The sequence below is a fragment of the Rhodococcus oryzae genome, from assembly GCF_005049235.1.
Lineage (GTDB): Bacteria > Actinomycetota > Actinomycetes > Mycobacteriales > Mycobacteriaceae > Rhodococcus_G > Rhodococcus_G oryzae.
This window is the reverse complement of the sequence record NZ_SUMD01000001.1, coordinates 739,693-760,264: the sequence shown is the minus strand read 5'-3', so window position 1 is coordinate 760,264 and position 20,572 is coordinate 739,693. Positions and strand designations below refer to the sequence as shown.

Below are 20,572 nucleotides of genomic sequence, written 5' to 3'. Positions count from 1 at the left end.
TTCTGTATTGATCCAACAATGCTTTGTGCTGCAAATGGAGGAACTTTCATGTCCGGTCTGATGATGCGCCGTGCGGTGGCGGCGGTGAGTGGTGCCGCTCTCGCGGTGCTCGGTCTCGGGGTCGGTGGTGGTGTCGCGTCGGCGGCGCAGCAGTCGGCGACGGTGACGTCCACGAATATCGTGGCGACGAAGACGTTGCTCGGTGATGGTTCGGTGTTCCCGGGTGAGGTGGTGACGTATCGGACCGAGTTCTCGGTGAACAGCATCATCGACCGGTACCTGAACAAGATCACCGATGTGCATCCGGCCGGGTTCGAGTACGTGCCGGGCAGTGCGAAGGTGTCGGCGGCATCGACGTCGGCGGTGACGCCGAGCGTGGATGTGGCGAACAACCGGGTGTCGGTGTCGAATTCGCTGAGTGCGTGGATGCTGTCGAAGAACGTCAACCGGACGGTGTCGTTGGAGCTGTCGTACAAGGTTCCGGACAACGCGCCCGCGGGCACGTTCGACAGCGGCCTGACGTTCGACGTGAACACCTTCGGTTCGACGCAGGTGTTCAACCCGATCGGCGTGACGATCGACGTGCAGGGTCCGGCCTCGACCACCACGCAGCTGACGGCTCCCGCGGCCGCGACCGTGGGTGTCGCGGTTGACCTGTCTGCCTCGGTGTCCCCGTCTGTCGCGGGCGGCACGGTGCAGTTCAAGGACGGCGACGCGAACATCGGTACGCCTGCCAGTGTCGTGAACGGCACCGCGACGCTGTCGCATGCGTTTGCCACGGCGGGCCCGCGCAGCATCACCGCGGTGTACTCGGGCGTGCCGGGATTCGCGGGTTCGACCTCCGCACCTTCGACGGTGGCGGTGTCGATGCCCGACGTCGCGACCTCGACGGTGCTCAGCCTCGCGAACGACGCGCAGACCGGCGTCCAGGTGAGCCTGGTCGCCGCAGTGACCCCCGCCCCGGCAGGCGGCACGGTGCAGTTCAAGGACGGCGACACCCCGATCGGTGGCCCGGTGGGCGTGGTGGACGGCAAGGCCACGCTGTGGTTCACGTTCAACACCGCGGGTGATCATCAGATCACCGCCGTGTACTCGGGTGCGCCCGGCTTCAAGGCGTCGACCTCCGCGGCCACCGCGCTCAAGGTCACCGGGGCGAACACCGGCGGCACCGGGTCGCTCGGGTTCGGCTCCTGATCACAAGGGCCCGGTCGCATTCAGTTCCACACAAGCACCTTGGAGGAATTCTCATGTCTCAGACGGTGATGCGCCGCGCGGCGGCCGCGATCAGCGCGGCGGCCGTTGTCGCCCTCGGTCTCGGGGTCGGTGGTGGTGTCGCGTCGGCGGCGCAGCAGTCGGCGACGGTGACGTCCACGAATATCGTGGCGACGAAGACGTTGCTCGGTGATGGTTCGGTGTTCCCGGGTGAGGTGGTGACGTATCGGACCGAGTTCTCGGTGAACAGCATCATCGACCGGTACCTGAACAAGATCACCGATGTGCATCCGGCCGGGTTCGAGTACGTGCCGGGCAGTGCGAAGGTGTCGGCGGCATCGACGTCGGCGGTGACGCCGAGCGTGGATGTGGCGAACAACCGGGTGTCGGTGTCGAATTCGCTGAGTGCGTGGATGCTGTCGAAGAACGTCAACCGGACGGTGTCGTTGGAGCTGTCGTACAAGGTTCCGGACAACGCGCCCGCGGGCACGTTCGACAGCGGCCTGACGTTCGACGTGAACACCTTCGGTTCGACGCAGGTGTTCAACCCGATCGGCGTCTTCGCGACCGTCGAGGCACCGGACACCGCCACCACGACCGGGCTCACCGTGCCCGGTTCGGCGTCGGCGGGCACCGCCGTCGAGCTGTCGGCGACGGTGGCCCCGGTTCCCGCCGGAGGCACCGTGCAGTTCAAGGACGGTGATGCCCCGATCGGTGCACCCGTCAACGTCGTGGACGGCAAGGCGACGCTCCCGCACACCTTCGACACGAACGGGAGTCACCCGATCACCGCGGTGTACTCGGGCGCGGGTCGTTTCCTCGGGTCGGCCTCGCCGACATTGTCCGTGAACGTGTCGGGCGGTAGCGGCGGCGGAACCGGTTCGGCCGGGCTGCCTTTCGGTTCCTAGACGTATGAACGACAGGGCCCCCGCCGACCGCTCGGTGGGGGCCCTGTCGTGTTCTGGAGGTAGCGGGTGCCTCGAGTGCGCGCCGGCGACGGGATGACGTGGTTCGATAGGGCGTGGCAACAGCACCGATCCGGCTCGAGGTGATCGTCGGAAGCGTCCGCGTCGGCAGATTCGCACCCGTCGTCGCCGACTGGTTCGTGCGTCGGGCGCGCGCGCACCGAGCCTTCGATGTCGGCGTGCTCGACCTCGCCGACTTCGCGCTGCCTGCCGATCTGTCCGACGGACCCGAAGCGGACGCCTTTCGTGAACGGGTCGACGCCGCAGCGGCGTTCGTGGTGGTGACCCCGGAGTACAACCACGGGTATCCGGGCGCACTGAAGAACGCGATCGACACCGCGAAGGAGCAGTGGCGGGCCAAGCCGGTCGGTTTCGTCTCCTACGGCGGCCTGTCGGGCGGACTGCGCGCCACCGAACAGATGCGTCAGGTGGTAGCCGAGGTGCACATGGTCTCGATCCGTCAGACAGTCAGTTTTCACCAGGCGCGTAAGCGATTCGGTCCGGACGGCGAGACCAAGGACGGAGCCGCGATCGACGGCTCCGTCCGAATGCTCGATCAGTTGGCGTGGTGGGCCGAGGCGCTGCGGACCGCGCGCGCCGCCGACCCGTATCCCGGCTGACCGCTGCTCACCGGGCCGGCTGAAGGGGGCGCGTTGCCCTCGGCCTGCCGATGAACGCGGTCTCCTGCGCGATGGTGACCAGCACCAGGTCGACCTGGTTGCCGTCGGCGCGGAGGGTGACACGGTCGCCGCTCGCGCCCGGCTGCACGATCGAGATCTGTGGATCGATCGCCGACTCGGGCTCGTGCACGTCGCGTACCCGGATGGTGGTGACCCCGGCGCGCGGTGGCACCGGCTCCACCCCGTCGAACAGAACCGCGGTGAAGGTCGGGTCGAGCCGGGTGGGGTCGTCGATCAGCCGCAACCGGTCAGGGGTGGCGATGGAATCGATCAGGGAGCCCCACACCTGGGGACGGTCCGAGTGGATCTGGATCCGGGCTCCCGTCGCGATGGCACGGAAGACCAACTGCTGCGCGAGGTACAACTCGCCGAGCACGTCCACGTACTCGATCTCGGGCCCCACGATCCGGGCCGTCAGTCCGTGCCCGTAGTTGTCCGAGCCGATCAGCTGCCCGCACCCGGACAGCGGCAGGGCAAGGGCATCGAGCTGCGCGGCGGAGAAGTCCGTGAACGGAGTCAGCGAGTCGAGATCGGCCGAGGCGAACGGCAGGTTGGAGATCAGTCCGCCCGCCTGCCTGCCCTGCATCGAGATGAGTCCGGGGAGGTCGAGCCGCTCCGGCAGGGTGCGGGTGGTCATCCGGCAGGAGGCGGCGACCCGGACCTCGCCCGCGCGTGCGCCGGGACGCAGCCGCACGGTCACCGTGGTGCCGAGGCTCGACGGCACCCACAGCTTGGCCAGCAATTCGTCGGACAGCACCCGCGGATCGATCGCATAGCCGGTGTTGCACACGCCCGGCAGCGGGGTGTGGGACCAGGAACGGGCGAACGAGTCGGGCCGCACGCCACGGGTGATCTGTGCTGCGGCGGAGGTGATCTCGCCCGCGGTGAGCAGCCGAGACGGGCAGCCCGACTCGGACAGTGCGCGGACGATCCGCAGCGCCGCGACCGATGCGGCCCGCGCGGCACCGGTGGTGCCCCCGCCGCGCCGCGTGACGGCACCTGACTGGGCGGTCGCGTCGAATCGAACCGCGAGCCACACCGTCCGCTGGGCCATGGCGGGCAGCGGACCCACCAGCTGGTCGTACACCTCGGTGGCGGGGCTGCCCGCGCTCGCGCGATAGCCGTGACTGACGATGTCGATGCCACCGAGAATGATGTCGTGCTGGGTCATCGAATCGGCAAGCGCGAGCACCGGCAGCCGGTGGACCGATTCGAATCCGTCGCGGGTGACCTGAGTCAGGTTGCCGGGAATCGGCAGCACCTCGATGACCGCGACCACCGACCCGTCGTCCCAGTGCAGCCCGACCACGGGACCCGACGGGACACGGAAGTCAGACGTCTCGCCGAGGCGGCGTTCGCGCCGCAGCAGATACCGCCATCCGGTGGCCGCCCAGTCGAGTACACACCGTCCGCCGACCGGGATCAGGCCGAGCAGCGCGACGGCCGCTCCCACGGCCACGGCCGGCCACCAGGTCGCACCGAAGCCTGCCGCAGCCGCCCCCGCGCCTGCGCCCAACAGCTGCGCGATGACCAGATTTCGGATCGACACCCTCGGCAGCACACGCCGACGCCGCCCCCGCCGTCGAGACACGATCTTCCCCCATCCCCCCTGATCCGTGCGGTCCCCGCCGCTCGGTTCTTCGACAGAACTGTACTGTGTCCCTCCGTAGTGCGCGCCAAACGGGGGAGGGATAATGGCAGCACAGCCGACCACGCGTTGGCAGGTCAACGGGTATCGCTTCTTGGTTCGTCGGATGGAACACGCCCTGGTTCGCCGGGATGTGCGAATGCTGCACGACCCGATGCGAACCCAGTCTCGAGCGCTGACCGTGGGGGCGGTCCTGGCCGTGATCGGCCTCGCCGGATGCGGAGCACTGGCGTTGATCCGGCCGCAGGACAAGATCGGTGACGCGCAGATCGTCGTCGGCAAGGACTCGGGGGCGATGTTCGTGATGGTGGAGGACACACTCCATCCGGTGCTGAACCTGGCGTCCGCCCGGCTGATCGCGGGCGACGCGGCGACGCCGGTGATCGTCAAGGAGTCGGAGCTCGGCACTCGTCCGCGCGGTGCCCTGATGGGCATTCCCGGTGCGCCATCGGCACTTCCGCACGGTGATCCGACCTCGTGGACGGTGTGCGATTCCATCGCCTCGGGTGGCACCAAGGCGATCAGGACCGCCGTCGTCGCGGGCGATCCCGAGCTCGGTGAGAACGTCTCGACCCTGGCCGACGGCCAAGCGCTGCTGGTGACGGGGACGGACGGCACCTTTCTCGTCTACGACGGCAAGCGAGCCCGGATCGACCCGAACAATCGCGCGGTGTCCCTCGCCTTCGGATTGGACGGAGTCGAGCCGCGGCCGGTGAGCCCCGGCCTGCTCAATGCCATCCCGGAGGCGCAGGCGATCGCGCCGCCCGAGATCAGTGGGGCGGGCGAGCAGCCGGACTATCCGGTGCAGGGCAAGACGATCGGATCGGTGATCCGGGCCAAGGATGCCCAGGGGAGTAAGTCCTACGTGGTGCTGCGCGGTGGGTTGCAGCGGATCAGCCAAGCCACCAGCGACCTGATCCGGGCGTCCGACTCGCAGGGCAGCGCGGAGGCCGACGAGGTCAGTCTCGACGTCGTGTCGCGGCCTCCACAGGTGAACGACCTTGCCGTGTCCACCTTCCCGGAGACGGCGCCGGAAATCGTCGACATCGACAGCAGTCCGGTGAGCTGCCTGTCCTGGCAGCCGATCGAGGGGGCCGACGAATCCGACGGGGGTCTCAACGCCACGGTCACGGTGATCGCGGGGAACGCGCTCCCGCTCCCGCGCGACGCCGAGATGGTCTCGCTGGCGCAGGCGGACGGCACCGGACCGATGGTCGACGCCGCGTACCTGAAACCGGGTAGCGGCGGGCTGGTTCAGGCCGCGGGTATGGACCCGTCCAGCGAACGCAAGGGTGCGCTGTTCTTCGTGGCGGACACGGGTGTCCGCTATGGCGTCGAGAACGTGGACGCCGCAAAGGTTCTCGGGTTCACCGACGGGAGCGTCGCGGCACCGTGGTCAATCGTCGGACTGCTCGCCCCGGGCCCGATGCTCGGCAGGGAAGCCGCCTTCCTGGCGCACGACGGGGTCGCCCCCGACGATCAGCCGGTCGACGTTTCGCCGCCGTCCCGGTGAAGCCTGCGGCGCAACGGGAACGAGGCCAGTAGCCCGAGTCCCAGCAGCGCAACGACGCCGCCCGCTCCCGCCACGGCGACTTTTCGTGGACGGTCGTCGGGCGGCGCAGGCGCTTCGGGAATGGCGATCGCGGTGGACTGGGGTTCGTCCACGGGTACGGAACCGGGAAGCTCCGCAGTCACGGCGGCCGCCGGGTCGATGACGCCGTGTCCGACGAACGGATCCCATCCGTCGGCAGGCGCGTGCGCCGTCTGTTCGATCCGGTCCATGACCTGCCGGGCGGTCAACCGCGGGAACCTCGCCCGGATCAGGGCAGCGGTGCCGGCCACGTAGGGGGCGGCGAAGCTGGTGCCCTGAACCGAGCCGCCGTTCACGGAATCCGTCACCCCGGTCGGCTCCGGCCGGCGCGGGTCGAGCGAGGTGATCTCGGTGCCCGGCGCGGCGACGTCGACCCACGGTCCGGGGACGGTGAAGGGGGACGGTGCGCCGCCCTGGTCGACCGAGCCCACGGCGAGCACCTGATCGTCGTACCAGGCCGGGGTCGCGATGGTGGTCACCGAATCCCATGGATTCGCATGGGGTGTGGCGGGGTTCGGCTGCGGGTTCGATGCCTTGCAGGCCTCGCTGTCGAGGTTGCCCGCCGCGGCGACCACGACGATGTCCTTGATGCGGGCTGCGTAGTCGACGGCGGCGCCGAGCGCCGCGCTGTCGCCCGCGCCCGCGGGGACACACGCCACCTCCGAGATGTTGATGACCGTCACGCCGGGGAAGTCCGCGGCGTGCCGGATGGCCCGGGCGAGGGTGCTCACGTTTCCGGCGCCCTTCGCGTTCTGACCCTCGGCGTCCTTGCGGCCGTCGGTTTCCCGATAGATGTTGCTCGACTGCCGGATGCTCAGGATCCGGGCATCGGGAGCGACGCCTGCGAATCCGGTCTGACCGCTGCGATTCGCGGCGATGATGCCCGCCACCAGGGTTCCGTGCGCGTCGCAGTCCTGGGTTCCGTCGCCGGTGGAGACGTAGTCCCCGCCGGGGATCAGTCCGGGCAGGCGGCTGTGCCGCTCGACCCCGGTGTCGATCACCGCCACCGTCTGGCCCCGCCCGGTGCTGAGTGGCCACACCGACTCCAGGTCCAGTGCGCGCTGCGGCGGCGGCACCTGTGCCAGATCGGCGGCCGGCTGCGTGGTCGAGCAGGGGTCCCTGAGCTCGGTCTTCGGTCCGGACGGCGCGGAGTTGGGCGGCACCCGGCCGGGGTCGATCGACGGCGGGGGGACCGCGATCGCGGTCGCCTGACCGAGTGACACCGCGAGGGCGACACCGGCGAGCGCGATCGGGATCCGTCGTGCGTGGCCGCTCACAGGCCGCGCATCATGGTGAACAGCCCGGACACCCAACAGACCAGCGGGACCACCGCGGCGATGGCCGCGTAGTCGAGCAGTTCGACGCAGCGACGCAGGACCGGCGAGAAGGTCTGGTTCGGCGCGACGATGCCGAGCGCGAGCGCGAGACCCGCGACGACGACCGCGAGCGCGAAGACGCCGACGGACTGTCCGGGATTGGTGACGGCGGCGCCCACGAGGAGCATCAGCGCGATGGCCGCACCGCCGCCGATGAAGGGTGCCGCCTGCTCGGCACTGGCGTAGGTGCGGCCGCGGAGCATCAGGACTCCCGCGCACACGGTCGCGAGAATTGTCCCGGGCCAATAGATTCCGCCGTCGGAAAATACCCTGGCGGCGACCAGGGCGCCCACCGCGGTCAGTGCGGTCATCGCGCACACGAGGCCGGTGAGGTACTGCCGGGCACGGGCCGCTCGCAACGCGAGGGAGGCGAACGAGGGCAGCGCGGCGTCCGGCTCCAGGGCCTCCTCTTCGATGTCGACCGCCGAGCCCGGTGCGGGTACCGGTGGCAGGGGGAGTTTGGCCAACAACATCGCAATTCGCGGCGCGACCGCGAGCCCGACGAGTGCGACGGCCGCGAGCACCGCACCGATCGCGTAGGTGGGCTGTTCGGTCAGCGTGCCGACCGCTGCGGCCGCGGACACCGGCAGCGCGGCAGCCGCGATCCCGGTGAACAGCGAGAGACCGACGCCGCTGATCCGCAGCGCGAGTGCGGCGGCCGCACCGCAGGTCACAACCCCGAGTAGCAGGCCAGGGGAGCCGAGTCGGCCGGGCACCATCAGGGCGCCCGCGGTGAACGCGAGGGGCATCGCGCATCCGCACAGCACCGCGGCGGCGGCCCGGTCGAGGTAGATCCGGCTCACCACGGTGCCTGCCGTGATCAGCAGCGCGGCGACGAACAGGGCCGCGAATGCGCCGAGGAGGCTGTCCGATTCGGAGCGCGCCAGCAGCAGAGCCCCGGCGCCCGCCACCGTGGCGAGAACCGCGACGGCGCTGCCCATCACCCGTGCCGAGAGCGGGGTCCAGCGCCGGTACCGGTCGGCCTCCAGGGCCGCGACATTGTGCATGATGTCGTCGAACAGGGGTGCCGGGGCGCTCGTCGGCGCGGACTGCAGGACCAGCAGGTCACCGTCGCGGACTCCGTGTTCGCCGAGGCTGAGGGTGGCCGACAGCGGTGACTGCCCGATCCGTGCCAACACCCACTCGGTGGGCTCGAACGGCTCGGCGGGTGTGGCGAAGTCGTTTGCGATGCTGTGGCTTTCGATCATGTCGACGATGCCGGGAATGACCAGGGCCAGCGGCACCCCGAACGGGACCGCGAGGTCCACCTGAGTGTGATCCGCCAGAATCGTCAGGCGACACAGGTCGGTGCGGCCACCCCGATGTGCGTCGGCCGGAGACGCATCCACGCGCGCAGCGGTCATTGTTCGTTTCCCCCCAAGAAACTCGGTGTGCAGGGCCCCACCTGCACCGATCCTCGCCCAACGGGTGCACTCTACGACATCCGGCTCCTCGGCCCGGCGCCGTGGGGCGCGCGCGGGATGGGCTAACCTCTCATGGCTCGAGGTGTCGACCCAGGGGAGTGGGGTCCATTTCGGGATTGCCAAGCGGAATCTGGGGGGTGAACGCGCGTGAGTACCGTGCGATTCGTACGTAGGGCGCGCCGAGAGGTGCCGCGCACGCCGGGAGGCGAGCTGAGCCTGCAGGCGCCGCCCGAGATCCCGAAGATCATTCCGGGCAACCTGCTCACCAAGCTGCTGCCGGTGGTGATGGTGGTGGCGATGCTCGGCATGGTCGCCCTGATGTTCACCTCCGGCATGGCCGCCAATCCGATGTCGCTGCTGTTCCCGGTCATGATGGTGGTCTCGATGCTGGGGATGCTCGCGGGCGGGGGCGGAAAGGGTGGGGGCGCCAGGTCGGCCGAGGCGAACGAGGACCGCAAGGACTATCTGCGCTACCTCGATCAGCTGCGCCGGGACGTCTACGACACCGGCGACAAGCAGCGCGCGGCGCTCGAGTGGAGTCACCCGGATCCGCGGTTCCTGTGGACGCTTGCGGGGACCGCGCGGATGTGGGAGCGGCGGGTCGCCGATCCGGATTATTGCCACGTTCGGGTCGGCCGAGGCAGCCAACGGCTGGCGACCCGCTTGATCGCGCCGGAGACCGGCCCGGTGGAGGACCTCGAACCGGTCGCCGCGGTGTCGCTCCGACGATTCGTGCGCACCCATTCGGTGGTCCACGAGCTGCCGACCGCGGTATCGGTGCGCGGTTTCGCCGCCATCGGCGTCGACGGTGACCGCCAGGCGGCCCGGGCGATGGTGCGTTCGATGCTGGTGCAGCTGTGTACGTTCCACGGTCCCGATCAGCTGCAGGTCGCGGTCGTCTGCGGTCCCGACACCGCTCCCGAGTGGGAATGGGCGAAATGGCTGCCGCATTCGCAGCATCCGGAGGCGCAGGACGGGGCAGGCACCAGCCGGATGTTCTTCGGTTCGTTGATGGAGCTCGAGGCCGCGCTCGGGCCCCAGCTGGCCGTCCGCAACCGGTACTCGCGCAACGCTCCCGCCACTCCCGGGGTTGCGCAGATGATCGTGGTGATCGACGGCGGGATCCTGGACGGCGAGTCCATCATCGACGGTGGCCTCGATTCGGTGACGGTGCTCGACCTCAGCGGCTACTGCCCCAAGCTGGCGGCGAGTCGTGGGATCCAGCTGGTGATGGATGGCGAATCCATCGGTGCACGAAGCGGTTCCGGGATCGAGATCTTCGCGGTCGCGGATCAGCTCAGTACCCATCAGGCGCAGACCGCGGCCAGGCGGCTGGCCCCGTACCGAACGGCGACCCAGCAGACGACCGATGCGGTCGAGGACGGTCAGCCGGTGGCGAGCTGGCATCACCTGCTCGGGATCCCGGATGTCGCCACCCTCGACCCGGAGGTGGCGTGGGCGCCGAGGACCGCGCGGGAGCGCCTACGCGTACCGATCGGCGTCGGCATGGACGGCTCGCCGGTCGAGATCGATCTCAAGGAAGCTGCCGAGAACGGCATGGGCCCGCACGGCCTGTGCATCGGCGCCACCGGATCGGGGAAGTCGGAGTTCCTCCGAACCCTGGTCCTCGGGCTGCTGGCCACCCATTCGCCGGAATCGTTGAACCTCGTGCTCGTCGACTTCAAGGGCGGCGCCACCTTCCTCGGCCTGGAGGGGGCACCGCACGTCGCCGCGGTCATCACCAACCTCTCCGAGGAGTTGGCGATGGTCGACCGGATGAAGGACGCGCTCGCGGGAGAGATGAACCGCAGGCAGGAGTTGCTGCGCTCGGCGGGCAACTTCGCGAACGTCTCCGACTACGAGAAGGCGCGTGCCGGGGGAGCCGACCTCGCCCCGCTGCCCGCGCTGTTCATCGTGGTGGACGAGTTCTCCGAGCTGCTCAGTCAGCAACCGGAGTTCGCGGACCTGTTCGTTGCGATCGGGCGGCTGGGCCGGTCCCTGCACATGCACCTGCTGCTGGCCAGCCAGCGGCTCGAGGAAGGCAAGCTGCGCGGGCTCGACAGTCACCTCTCGTATCGGATCGGCCTCAAGACGTTCTCCGCCAACGAGTCCCGCACCGTCCTCGGTGTGCCAGACGCATACCACCTCCCGGGCACACCGGGCTCTGGCTACCTCAAGTGCGACTCCGCCGAGATCGTCAGGTTCGCGGCCGCCTATGTCTCCGGTCCCTACCTCGGTGGACGATCGCGGGCCGCTATCGAGGCCGCCGCGTCCCCGATCGATCTGAGGCCGCGTCCGTTCACCGCGGCCCCGGTGTCCGACCTGATCGTCGATGTCCCGGCCGCGCTGCCGCCGAGCGCCGACATGGAGCCCCAACCGAGCGGGTTGACGGTCCTGGAGACGGTGGTGGACCGGATCCGTGGACGCGGGCCCGCCGCCCACAATGTGTGGCTGCCCCCGCTGGAGGACCCGCCCACCCTGGACTCGTTGCTGCCGAGATCCGTTCTGGTGGAGCCGGTTTCCGCGGTGAGCACGCTGCGGGCGCCGATCGGCATCGTGGACCGGCCCTACGACCAGCGGCGCGACGAGCTCGTGGTGGATCTCTCCGGTTCCCGGGGCAACATGGCGATCGTCGGCGGACCGCAGTCGGGTAAGTCGACCGTGCTGCGCACCGTGATCACGTCGATGGCCCTTGTCCATTCCCCCGAGCAGGTGCAGTTCTACTGCCTCGACTTCGGTGGCGGCACCCTCGCAGGCCTGGCCGGCCTCCCGCATGTCGGATCGGTGGCGAACCGCCTCGACGTGGACCGGGTGCGGCGCACCGTCGCCGAGATGAACTCCATCGTGCGCCAGCGCGAACACCGCTTCCGGGAACTGGGCATCGATTCGATGGCCGAGTTCCGGCGGCTTCGTTCGCTCGACCCGGCCACCGGCGGCCCGGCAGCGCTTGGCGTGTCCGAGGACCCGTTCGGCGACGTGTTCCTGGTGATCGACGGCTGGCCCAGCATCCGGCAGGACTTCGAACCCCTCGAGGCGCAGATCGGTGCCCTGGCCGGTCAGGGACTCTCGTTCGGCGTGCACGTGGTACTCACGGCGTCCCGGTGGGGCGAGATCCGCCCGGCGCTCAAGGATCAGTTGGGCACCCGGATCGAGCTCCGGCTCGGCGACCCATCGGATTCGGACGTGGGCAGGCCCAAGGCATCCCGCGTGCCGGAGGGGCGACCGGGCCGCGGCATGACGCGAGAGGGACTGCACCTGCTGACGGGGTTGCCGCGGGTGGACGGGAACCCGAGCAGCGCCGACCTCACCGCGGGGGTCGCGGATGCCGTCGCGCGGATCTCGGCGGTCACCGTCGGGCGCGCCGCACCGCCGGTGCGGATGCTCCCCGAACGATTCCCGCGCGCGGAACTGCTCGCGATGGTGGCACCGGGCCGGCCGCAGGCGGGCGACGGTGGGTGTCTCCGGATCCCGATCGGCATCGACGAGGCCGAATTGGCCCCGGCATTCGTGGACTTCACGGAACAGCCGCACATGCTCACGTTCGCCGACAGCGCGTCGGGTAAGACCACGCTGCTGCGCGGGATCTGCGCGGGCATCATGGAATCGAACACCCCATCTCAGGCCAAGATCATCCAGATCGACTACCGGCGGACCATGTTGGGGGTCGTGGAGGGCGATCATCTCGCCGGGTACGCGCCGAACTCCGTGACGGCCACCAAGTTCATGAACGAGCTCGCATCGATCATGGAGACCCGGATGCCCGCACCCGACATCACCATCCAGGCGATGCGCGACCGGAACTGGTGGACCGGACCCGAGATCTACGTGGTGGTCGACGATTACGACCTCGTCGCCACCTCGAGCGGGAACCCGCTGACCCCGCTGCTCGAGTATCTGCCGCATGCCAACGACATCGGCCTGCACCTGGTCATCGCCCGCCGTTCCGGTGGCGCGGCCCGGGCGCTGTACGAGCCGATCATCGCGCGGTTGCGCGACCTCGTCCCGGCGGGACTCGTGATGAGCGGAAGCCGCGACGAGGGCAACCTGATCGGCACCGTCCGCCCCAGTGAGATGCCGCCTGGCCGAGGCACTCTGGTCACCAGGGCGGGTGCCTCCCTGGTGCAGGTGGCGTGGCTTCCGCCGCTGTGACCGCCGACGGGGTGCTGGCCATCCACCTCACCGAGTCGACGGTGTGGGGGTGCCACGCGGGCGTGCACTTCGATTGCCCGGCAGCGGTGTACGCCGACTCCTTCGGCCTGCGGTTCGGGGACCGGGCCTTCGCCGCGGGGATCGCCGATCCGGAGTCCTTCGAGCCGTACCCGATCCGGTATGTCGACGACGAGTACCTCTCGCTCGGCGATCGGGTGTTCCCGATGGACGAGGTGCTGGCAGGCGTGCTGGGGCACCTGGTGGCCGGACTCGGGGTGCGCACCGCGCCGGATCTGGTGGTGCTCACCCATCCGGCGCACTGGGGTCGCGGTCGTCGGCGGGCCCTGGTCAGGGCAGGCCGTGGGATCGGCAAGGGGGTGCTCCTGATCAGTGTTCCGGAGGCGCTGGCGCGGTGGTCGCCCGAGCCGATGCCGACCGGGAGCGCGGTGCTGGAGGTCGGGTTCCTCGAGACGACGGCCTCGGTGCCCGGTGTCGACAGCGACGACTGCGTACACCGGGCGGAACTGGGCTCGTCGGATCTGCGTGACAACCCGGATGTGGCAGGCGAGTTCGCCGCGGCGATGCGTGAACTGTGCCCCGAACGACCGCCGAGAATTCTCGTGGCCGGCGAACTGCCCGGAACGACTGGACTCTCGATCGTCGATGCGATCGAGGCCGGGTGGGATCTGCCGGTGGTGGCGAGGGTGGTCCCTGGCTCCGCCGTCGCGGCGGGTGCGCTGGCCCGTGGACTCGACGTGATGGCTCAGGCGCCTGCCGCGCCCGAGACGATCGCGCCGGTGGTGCGCCGGTCGCGGTGGGCCACCGTCGGCCGGTGGGGCCCGCTCGTCGCGGCCGGTGTGCTCGTGGTCGCGGCGGTCACCGCGGTCGTCGTCGTCGCGGGAGGCGGCGATCCTCGCGCATCGGCGGAGCCGGACACGGAGGGGCAGGCGCAGGCATCCGCACGCGCGGGCCGGGTGAGCGTGACCGTTCCCCTTGGGTGGCGCGAACGCGCCGACCGCGGCGACGCGGCCCGGGTGGAGCTGGTGCCGGAGAAGGGCGCGGCCGCACGAATCCTGGTCGTGGCGCAGGAACTGACGCCGGGGGCGGATCTCGAGGCGGTGGCGCACACCCTGCGTCGGCGCGCCGAGATGCGGCCGGAGACCTTCACCGCGCTCGAGCGCGGTGCCGTCGACGGGCGGCCGGGACTTCTGTACCGGGAGCGACCGGACCCCGACACCGAGGTCCGGTGGTCTGTCTTCGTGGAGGACGGACTACAGGTCAGCGTCGGCTGCCAGATCTCGCCGGATCGGTGGCGCGACCTCGCAGGCCCGTGTGAGCAGGCAGTTCGCTCGACGGCGATCGCCGGTCGCTGATCGCGCGCCCGCTCGCGGAAATTGGTTCGGATTCGATGGAACCGAACGGCCGGGCGCGCGCGTCCAACTATCTGTAGGCGCGGTCCGTCTCAGTCCAGAGGGGGCTGGAAATCCAGGACGCGGACGATTTCTAAGGAGCTGGTCATGAGCGGTCAGATGAGGACTACCACCGAAACCATGGAGACCGCGTCGCGGCACGTGGGCGATGTCAACGCGGACATCCAGGGGCAGCTGTCCTCGCTGCAGGGTCGGCTCGCCGCCGTCAACGGTGCCTGGGAAGGCGCAGCCAAGGTCGCGTTCGACAACCTGATGGTCCGCTGGGACTCCAGCGCCAAGCGCCTCAACGAGTCGCTGCTCGCGATCAGCGAGAACATCAAGGCCAACGGCGTCGCCTACGCCGCGGTGCAGGACGACCACTCGAGCGCCATCAACAACGCGGGCGGCGGCCTCAACATCTGAGTCCCGCGCGCTCGGGCCGGACCCGGGTGGGCGACACCCTTTTTCGAACCAGACTGCTTCGATCCACACTGTAGGAGGACCCATGAGCGGGACCATGCGTTACGACTTCGGCGCCATCGACGGCGCCCGGGCGGACATCGCCGCCACGAGCGGAAACATCAACGGCAAGCTGGGCGACCTGAAGAGCTACCTCGCGCCGCTCGTCGCCGAGTGGGAGGGCTCCGCGTCGGAGGCCTACCAGGCGCAGCAGGCCAAGTGGGATTCCGCGGCCAACGAGCTGAACCAGGTCCTCGAGGCCATCGGTCGGGCCGTCGGCGCCGGTAATGACGACATGAACGCGACGAACAACAGTGCGGCCGCCAGCTGGGCCTGAGGTCGGCGCGCTGGTCGCGTTCATGCCATGAGGATTCCCCGGTGGAGGAGAGCCACCGGGGAATTCTCGTGTTCGGGGCCAGGTCATTGATTCGGGTTCGCCGGGCGCGGATACTCGTAGCACCTTCGCCGAAAGGGGCAGGGGATGACGCAGACCGCAGGGGCCGATTCCGGCCGGACGGATGCCCGCCACGCGCGGCCGCGGAGCTACCTGATGTGCCCCCCGACCTTCTTCGACGTGGTCTACAGCATCAATGAATGGATGCGACCCGAGGATCCCGTCGACACCGCGTTGGCGATGTCCCAGTGGGAGCACCTGGTGGAGACCTATCGGCGGCTCGGACACGAGGTCCTGACGATCGATCCCGTGCCGGGGCTCCCGGACATGGTCTTCGTCACCGACAGCGGCCTCGTCATCGACGGGGTCGCGCTCGGCGCGCGGTACCGATCCGAACAGCGGGCCGCGGAGGCCGACCACGTCCTGCGCTGGTTCCGCGCCAACGGACTGCTCCGGCCCACCCGTCCCCGGTACATCAACGAGGGCGAGGGCGACCTGCTGGTGGTCGGCGACATCGTCTGCGCGGGAACGGGGTTCCGCACCGACGAGCGCGCGCACGCCGAGGTGGCCCGGCACCTGGGCCGCCGGGTGGTCACCCTGCGACTGATCGATCCCCGGTACTACCACCTCAACACGGCGCTCGGCGTGCTCGACGATCACACCGCCGCCTACCTGCCGCGGGCATTCGCCCCCGAGAGCCTCGCGGTCCTCCGGGACCTGTTCCCCGACGCCGTCATCGCCGAGGAGGCCGACACCCGGTGGCTCGGCCTCAATCTGGTCAGCGACGGCCGTAATGTGGTGCTGCCCAGTCAGGCGCAGCGGCTGGCCGGCCGGCTCGCCGAGCGTGGGTACACCCCGGTCCCCGTGGACTTCTCGGAGTTCCTCAAGTCGGGCGGTGGGATCAAGTGCTGCACCCTGGAACTCCGCGGCTATCGCGAGCTGCGGGCGGGCCGATGAACGCGCGGGTGCCGGTGACCGCAGACACGCTCGCGGAACTCGCGCGGGCCCAGGCGCACAGCGCGCACAACTACGACCCGCTTCCGGTGGTCATCGACTCGGCGCGCGGTGCATGGGCGCGCGGCATCGACGGCGTCGAGTACCTCGACATGCTGGCCGGGTACTCGGCGCTCAACTTCGGGCACGGGCACCCACGACTGGTCGAGGTCGCCCGTGCACAGCTCGGGACGCTCGCGCTCACCAGCCGCGCGTTCCAGCACGCGGCGTTCGCCGGGTTCTGTGAGGACGTGAGCCGGCTGTGCGGCAAGGAGGCGGTGCTCCCGATGAACACCGGGGCCGAGGCCGTCGAGACCGCGCTGAAACTGGCCAGGCGCTGGGGGTACGACGTCAAGGGTGTCGCGCCCGACCGCGCGGAGATCATCACCTTCGCCGGGAACTTCCACGGCCGGACCATCACCATCGTCGGGTTCTCCACCGACCCCGATGCGCACGACGGCTTCGGCCCGTACGCACCCGGTTTCCGCACCGTCGACTACGGCGACCTCGATGCGCTCGCCGCCGCGGTCACCCCGAACACCGTGGCCGTCCTGATCGAGCCGATCCAGGGTGAGGCAGGCGTGCTGGTCCCGCCCGACGGCTACCTCGCGGCGGTCCGGGCACTGTGCGACGAGCACTCGATCCTCATGCTCGCGGACGAGATCCAGAGTGGGCTCGGCAGGACCGGCGACACCTTCGGCTGCGATCACGAGAACGTTGTCCCCGACGTCTACATCCTCGGGAAGGCACTCGGCGGTGGGTTGATCCCGGTCTCCGCCGTGGTGGCGGACCGGTCGGTGATGGAGGTGATCCGCCCCGGTCAGCACGGCAGCACCTTCGGCGGGAACCCGCTCGCCTGCGCGGTCGGCAGCGAGGTGGTCCGGCTGCTGGAGACGGGGGAGTTCCAGCAGCGCAGCCGCGAACTGGGCGCCCATCTGCACGACCTGCTCGGGCAGCTGCCACCGGAACAGGTCTCGGAGGTCCGCGGGCGCGGATTGTGGGCGGGCGTGCAGCTGGCAGCCGGTCAGCCGGGCGCCCGGGTGGTCTGCGAGCGATTGCTCGCCCGCCGGGTACTCGCAAAGGACGCGCACGAGGGCACCATCCGGATGGCGCCGCCGCTCGTCATCGAGCGTGACGAGATCACCTGGGCGGTCGAGCAGTTGGCGGACGCGCTCGGCGAGCGGTGAGCCACCGGGGCGGTGAGCGGCGTCGCATCGTCACCGGTGTGCGTTCCCCGCCGCGGTCCCGCCGTCGAGACCGACTTTGACCAGGCCCTGACCTGCGCGGTATGGTTCTACGTCGGCGTGCGGTACGGCGCGGCACTCACGTGCCCGTTGTAGTGCGGGTTCTCGGGTCTCCACTGGCCGCCGAGATCATCCGGACCACACGCTGTGGCCAGCAGCTACACGATATGACGAGGAAGTTCTGTGTCTACGTACACCCCGAAGGCCGGAGATGTGACCCGCACGTGGCACGTCATCGACGCCACTGACGTGGTGCTCGGCCGACTTGCCGTGCAGGCAGCGAACCTGCTCCGCGGCAAGCACAAGCCCACCTTTGCACCGCACGTTGACGGCGGCGACTTCGTCGTCATCATCAACGCCGACAAGGTCGCGATCAGCGGCAACAAGCGCGACGGCAAGCTCCTCTACAACCACTCCGGTTACCCGGGTGGCCTGCGGTCCCGCACCGTCGGCGAGGTCCTCGAGCGGACCCCCGACCGCCTCGTGGAGAAGGCCGTCGTCGGCATGCTCCCGAAGAACAAGCTCGGCAGCGCCATCGCCGGCAAGCTGAAGGTCTACGCAGGCCCGAATCACCCCCACGCCGCGCAGCAGCCGGTTCCGTTCGAGATCAAGCAGGTGGCCCAGTGACCGAGCAGAACGAGACCGCTGAGGTCGTTGTCGAGGAGACCGTGGTGGAGGAGTTCGACTCCGCGGATCAGCCCGAGATCGTCGAGGAGTTCGAGGCCGAGGCGGCAGTCGCCCCCGCAGCCCCGATCTACATCGATCGCCCGATCCAGACCGTCGGCCGTCGTAAGGAGGCGGTCGTCCGCGTCCGCATGATCCCCGGCACCGGCGAGTTCAAGCTCAACGGCCGCACCATGGAGGATTACTTCCCCAACAAGGTGCACCAGCAGCTCATCAAGGCCCCGCTCGTCACCGTGGAGCGCACCGAGTCCTTCGACATCGTTGCCCTCCTGCACGGCGGCGGACCGTCCGGACAGGCAGGCGCCCTGCGTCTGGCCATCGCCCGCGCCCTGATCGAGGTCACCCCCGAGGATCGCCCCGCGCTCAAGAGCGCCGGCTTCCTCACCCGTGACGCCCGCGCCGTCGAGCGCAAGAAGTACGGCCTGAAGAAGGCCCGTAAGGCATCTCAGTACTCCAAGCGCTGATGTGTCGCCGATGCCGGCCCCGAGGGTCGGCATCGGCACCTGTTCACCAACAAGAGCAGGCGTCCAGCAGTACCGGACGCCTGCTCTTGTCGTAGCAAAGACAGAGGGGTCTGTTTACATGGGTCGGATGTTCGGTACGGACGGCGTGCGCGGCTTGGCGAATGCGGAGCTCGACGCCGAGTTGGCGCTGCGGATCGCGGGGGCGGCAGCCTCGGTGCTGGCGCTCTCCGAGCGGGGCGCGCCCCGACCGACCGCCGTCCTCGGACGAGACCCCCGTGCGAGCGGTGAGATGCTCGAGGCGGCCGTCACCGCCGGGCTCACCGCGGCGGGCGTCGACGTCATCAACGTCGGTGTGCTGCCCACGCCCGCCGTCGCCTTCCTCACCGGCGCCTACGACGCCGCGCTCGGCGTGATGATCTCCGCCTCGCACAACCCCATGCCGGACAACGGCATCAAGATCTTCGCGGCGGGCGGGCACAAGCTCGACGACGAGTCGGAAGACCGCATCGAGGCCGCCATCGCCGACCGCGACCTGATCCCGCGGCCGACCGGCGCCGGGATCGGACGCGTCCGCACCGCGACCGACGCGGCCGAGCGATACCTCGAGAACCTCGCTCGCGGCACCACCCACCGTGTCGACGGGTTGACCGTGGTGGTGGACTGCGCAAACGGCGCCGCCTCGACGGTTGGACCGGAGGCCTACCGGGCGGCAGGCGCGCGGGTCATCGCCATCCACGCCGATCCCGACGGCCTCAACATCAACGACGGCTGCGGTTCGACCCACCTCGACGAGCTCAGGGCCGCGGTGCTCGCGCACGGCGCCGACCTGGGCATCGCGCACGACGGGGACGCGGACAGGTGCCTGGCCGTCGACGCCACCGGCGCCGTGGTCGACGGCGACGCGATCATGAGCGTGCTCGCCCTCGCGATGCACGAGTCCGGCGAACTGGCCCAGAACACCCTGGTCGCGACGGTGATGAGCAATCTCGGCCTGCACATCGCGATGCGTGAGGCGGGTATCGAGGTCCGTACGACGGCGGTCGGCGACCGGTACGTCCTCGAGGAGCTGCGCAACGGTTCGTTCAGCCTCGGCGGCGAGCAGTCGGGACACGTGGTGCTGCCCGGCTTCGGGACCACCGGCGACGGCGTCCTCACCGGGCTCCGGCTGATGGGCCGGATGGCACAGACCGGAAAGTCACTTCGTGAGCTGGCCGCGGTGATGCGCACGCTGCCGCAGGTGCTGGTCAACGTCCAGGTCACCGACAAGGCGGCGGTCGCTTGCGCGCCTGCGGTGCTCGAGGCGGTTGCCGAGGCCGAGGCGATGCTCGGCGAGGCTGGTCGCGTGCTGCTCCGCCCGTCCGGCACCGAACAGCTGGTGCGGGTGATGGTCGAGGCCACCGAGATCGAGATCGCGCAGAAGCTGGCCGACGGGCTCGCGGACCGCGTCGCCTCGGTCTAGGGGCGCAGCCCCCGCGGTCGCGGACTGGGGGTGAACCCCGAAACGGCCCGGGGTTTCGACTCATCCTCCAAGGGGATACCCCGAGGCCGAAATCAACCCTCAGCGCGATGCGGTGAGGACATCGACTCCCGAATAGTGGAGGACAACGCAGCGAGCCGCTGCACCGTCCGACGAAAGGGAGCACCATGACCACCCAGACCACCAGCCGTCGCCTGACCCGTGCCCGTACCGGGAACATCTTCGGCGGCGTCTGCGCCGGCCTCGCCCAGTACCTCGGCTGGAAGCCGTGGCTGGTGCGAGCACTCTTCGTCGCCTCCTGCCTGCTGCCGGGCCCGCAGTTCCTCATCTACCTGGCGATGTGGATCTTCATCCCGAAGAGCGAGTTCTGAGGGGCGTCCCGCTACCTACGGTTGCGTACTGA

At 69.7% G+C, this 20,572-nt stretch carries 17 protein-coding genes; 14 read left to right on the top strand and 3 right to left on the bottom strand.

Annotated features, from left to right (window positions below):
- Positions 1 to 48 precede the first annotated feature (48 nt).
- The 3 genes from FCG67_RS03455 to FCG67_RS03445 all read left to right on the top strand — a co-directional run bounded on the left by FCG67_RS03455 (position 49) and on the right by FCG67_RS03445 (position 2,797).
- Positions 49 to 1,194, top strand: a complete 1,146-nt coding sequence (locus FCG67_RS03455; RefSeq protein ID WP_169310431.1) for an Ig-like domain-containing protein — start codon at positions 49 to 51, stop codon at positions 1,192 to 1,194.
- Between the two features lie 53 nt (positions 1,195 to 1,247).
- The gene (locus FCG67_RS03450; RefSeq protein ID WP_136907060.1) at positions 1,248 to 2,120 is read left to right on the top strand and encodes an Ig-like domain-containing protein; all 873 of its coding nucleotides are present in this window, start codon (positions 1,248 to 1,250) and stop codon (positions 2,118 to 2,120) included.
- A 113-nt stretch (positions 2,121 to 2,233) separates the two neighbouring features.
- Positions 2,234 to 2,797, top strand: coding sequence for an NADPH-dependent FMN reductase (locus FCG67_RS03445; protein ID WP_136907058.1), 564 nt, complete (start codon positions 2,234 to 2,236; stop codon positions 2,795 to 2,797).
- A gap of 7 nt (positions 2,798 to 2,804) precedes the next feature.
- Here the strand turns inward: FCG67_RS03445 and eccE are convergent, their stop codons facing one another.
- Positions 2,805 to 4,406: a type VII secretion protein EccE gene (gene eccE / locus FCG67_RS03440; RefSeq protein WP_246044773.1), complete on the bottom strand. Its 1,602-nt coding sequence runs from the start codon at positions 4,404 to 4,406 to the stop codon at positions 2,805 to 2,807.
- Positions 4,407 to 4,551: 145 nt separating this feature from the next.
- Between eccE and eccB the strand changes: the two genes are divergently transcribed.
- Positions 4,552 to 6,018 carry a type VII secretion protein EccB gene (eccB, locus tag FCG67_RS03435; protein WP_136907056.1) on the top strand — a complete coding sequence of 489 codons (1,467 nt, stop codon included), beginning with the start codon at positions 4,552 to 4,554 and terminating at the stop codon, positions 6,016 to 6,018.
- On the opposite strand, the gene mycP is transcribed toward eccB, so the two are convergent.
- The gene (mycP, locus tag FCG67_RS25315) at positions 5,985 to 7,373 is read right to left on the bottom strand and encodes a type VII secretion-associated serine protease mycosin (RefSeq protein ID WP_246044771.1); all 1,389 of its coding nucleotides are present in this window, start codon (positions 7,371 to 7,373) and stop codon (positions 5,985 to 5,987) included. The two genes, eccB and mycP, sit on opposite strands and share 34 nt — an antisense overlap.
- Positions 7,370 to 8,836 carry a type VII secretion integral membrane protein EccD gene (eccD, locus tag FCG67_RS25310; protein WP_136907054.1) on the bottom strand — a complete coding sequence of 489 codons (1,467 nt, stop codon included), beginning with the start codon at positions 8,834 to 8,836 and terminating at the stop codon, positions 7,370 to 7,372. The genes mycP and eccD overlap by 4 nt, the downstream gene beginning before the upstream one ends.
- Before the next feature lie 207 nt (positions 8,837 to 9,043).
- Here eccD and eccCa point away from each other — a divergent pair, with 207 nt between their 5' ends.
- From eccCa to FCG67_RS03375, 10 genes are all read left to right on the top strand, one after another.
- A complete protein-coding gene (eccCa, locus tag FCG67_RS03420; protein WP_136907052.1) occupies positions 9,044 to 13,045 on the top strand; it encodes a type VII secretion protein EccCa in 4,002 nt (1,333 codons plus the stop codon).
- Positions 13,027 to 14,418, top strand: a complete 1,392-nt coding sequence (locus FCG67_RS03415) for a type VII secretion-associated protein (protein WP_136907049.1) — start codon at positions 13,027 to 13,029, stop codon at positions 14,416 to 14,418. The genes eccCa and FCG67_RS03415 overlap by 19 nt, the downstream gene beginning before the upstream one ends.
- Positions 14,419 to 14,562: 144 nt before the next feature.
- Positions 14,563 to 14,877: a WXG100 family type VII secretion target gene (locus FCG67_RS03410; RefSeq protein ID WP_097210380.1), complete on the top strand. Its 315-nt coding sequence runs from the start codon at positions 14,563 to 14,565 to the stop codon at positions 14,875 to 14,877.
- 82 nt (positions 14,878 to 14,959) lie between these two features.
- Positions 14,960 to 15,250, top strand: coding sequence for a WXG100 family type VII secretion target (locus FCG67_RS03405; RefSeq protein ID WP_077040866.1), 291 nt, complete (start codon positions 14,960 to 14,962; stop codon positions 15,248 to 15,250).
- Positions 15,251 to 15,394: 144 nt separating this feature from the next.
- Positions 15,395 to 16,264, top strand: coding sequence for a dimethylargininase (gene ddaH / locus FCG67_RS03400; RefSeq protein WP_246044767.1), 870 nt, complete (start codon positions 15,395 to 15,397; stop codon positions 16,262 to 16,264).
- Entirely contained in the window at positions 16,261 to 17,487 is a 1,227-nt protein-coding gene (gene rocD / locus FCG67_RS03395; protein ID WP_136907047.1) for an ornithine--oxo-acid transaminase, read from the top strand. Before ddaH ends, rocD begins: the two co-directional genes overlap by 4 nt.
- Positions 17,488 to 17,727: 240 nt before the next feature.
- Positions 17,728 to 18,171, top strand: coding sequence for a 50S ribosomal protein L13 (gene rplM / locus FCG67_RS03390; protein ID WP_097210382.1), 444 nt, complete (start codon positions 17,728 to 17,730; stop codon positions 18,169 to 18,171).
- Entirely contained in the window at positions 18,168 to 18,692 is a 525-nt protein-coding gene (gene rpsI, locus FCG67_RS03385; protein WP_077040868.1) for a 30S ribosomal protein S9, read from the top strand. The genes rplM and rpsI overlap by 4 nt, the downstream gene beginning before the upstream one ends.
- Positions 18,693 to 18,810: 118 nt before the next feature.
- Positions 18,811 to 20,151: a phosphoglucosamine mutase gene (gene glmM, locus FCG67_RS03380; RefSeq protein WP_136907046.1), complete on the top strand. Its 1,341-nt coding sequence runs from the start codon at positions 18,811 to 18,813 to the stop codon at positions 20,149 to 20,151.
- Positions 20,152 to 20,336: 185 nt separating this feature from the next.
- On the top strand, positions 20,337 to 20,540 hold the full coding sequence (locus FCG67_RS03375; protein ID WP_077040870.1) for a PspC domain-containing protein: 204 nt from the start codon (positions 20,337 to 20,339) through the stop codon (positions 20,538 to 20,540).
- Positions 20,541 to 20,572 lie beyond the last annotated feature (32 nt).

Bases quoted from the DNA above. Each gene is read 5' to 3' on its own strand.
- FCG67_RS03455 (WP_169310431.1), top strand. From the start codon at position 49: ATGTCCGGTCTGATGATGCGCCGTGCGGTGGCGGCGGTGAGTGGTGCC.
- FCG67_RS03450 (WP_136907060.1), top strand. From the start codon at position 1,248: ATGTCTCAGACGGTGATGCGCCGCGCGGCGGCCGCGATCAGCGCGGCG.
- eccB (WP_136907056.1), top strand. From the start codon at position 4,552: ATGGCAGCACAGCCGACCACGCGTTGGCAGGTCAACGGGTATCGCTTC.
- eccD (WP_136907054.1), bottom strand. From the start codon at position 8,836: ATGACCGCTGCGCGCGTGGATGCGTCTCCGGCCGACGCACATCGGGGT.
- FCG67_RS03410 (WP_097210380.1), top strand. From the start codon at position 14,563: ATGAGCGGTCAGATGAGGACTACCACCGAAACCATGGAGACCGCGTCG.
- FCG67_RS03405 (WP_077040866.1), top strand. From the start codon at position 14,960: ATGAGCGGGACCATGCGTTACGACTTCGGCGCCATCGACGGCGCCCGG.
- ddaH (WP_246044767.1), top strand. From the start codon at position 15,395: ATGACGCAGACCGCAGGGGCCGATTCCGGCCGGACGGATGCCCGCCAC.
- rocD (WP_136907047.1), top strand. From the start codon at position 16,261: ATGAACGCGCGGGTGCCGGTGACCGCAGACACGCTCGCGGAACTCGCG.
- glmM (WP_136907046.1), top strand. From the start codon at position 18,811: ATGGGTCGGATGTTCGGTACGGACGGCGTGCGCGGCTTGGCGAATGCG.
- FCG67_RS03375 (WP_077040870.1), top strand. From the start codon at position 20,337: ATGACCACCCAGACCACCAGCCGTCGCCTGACCCGTGCCCGTACCGGG.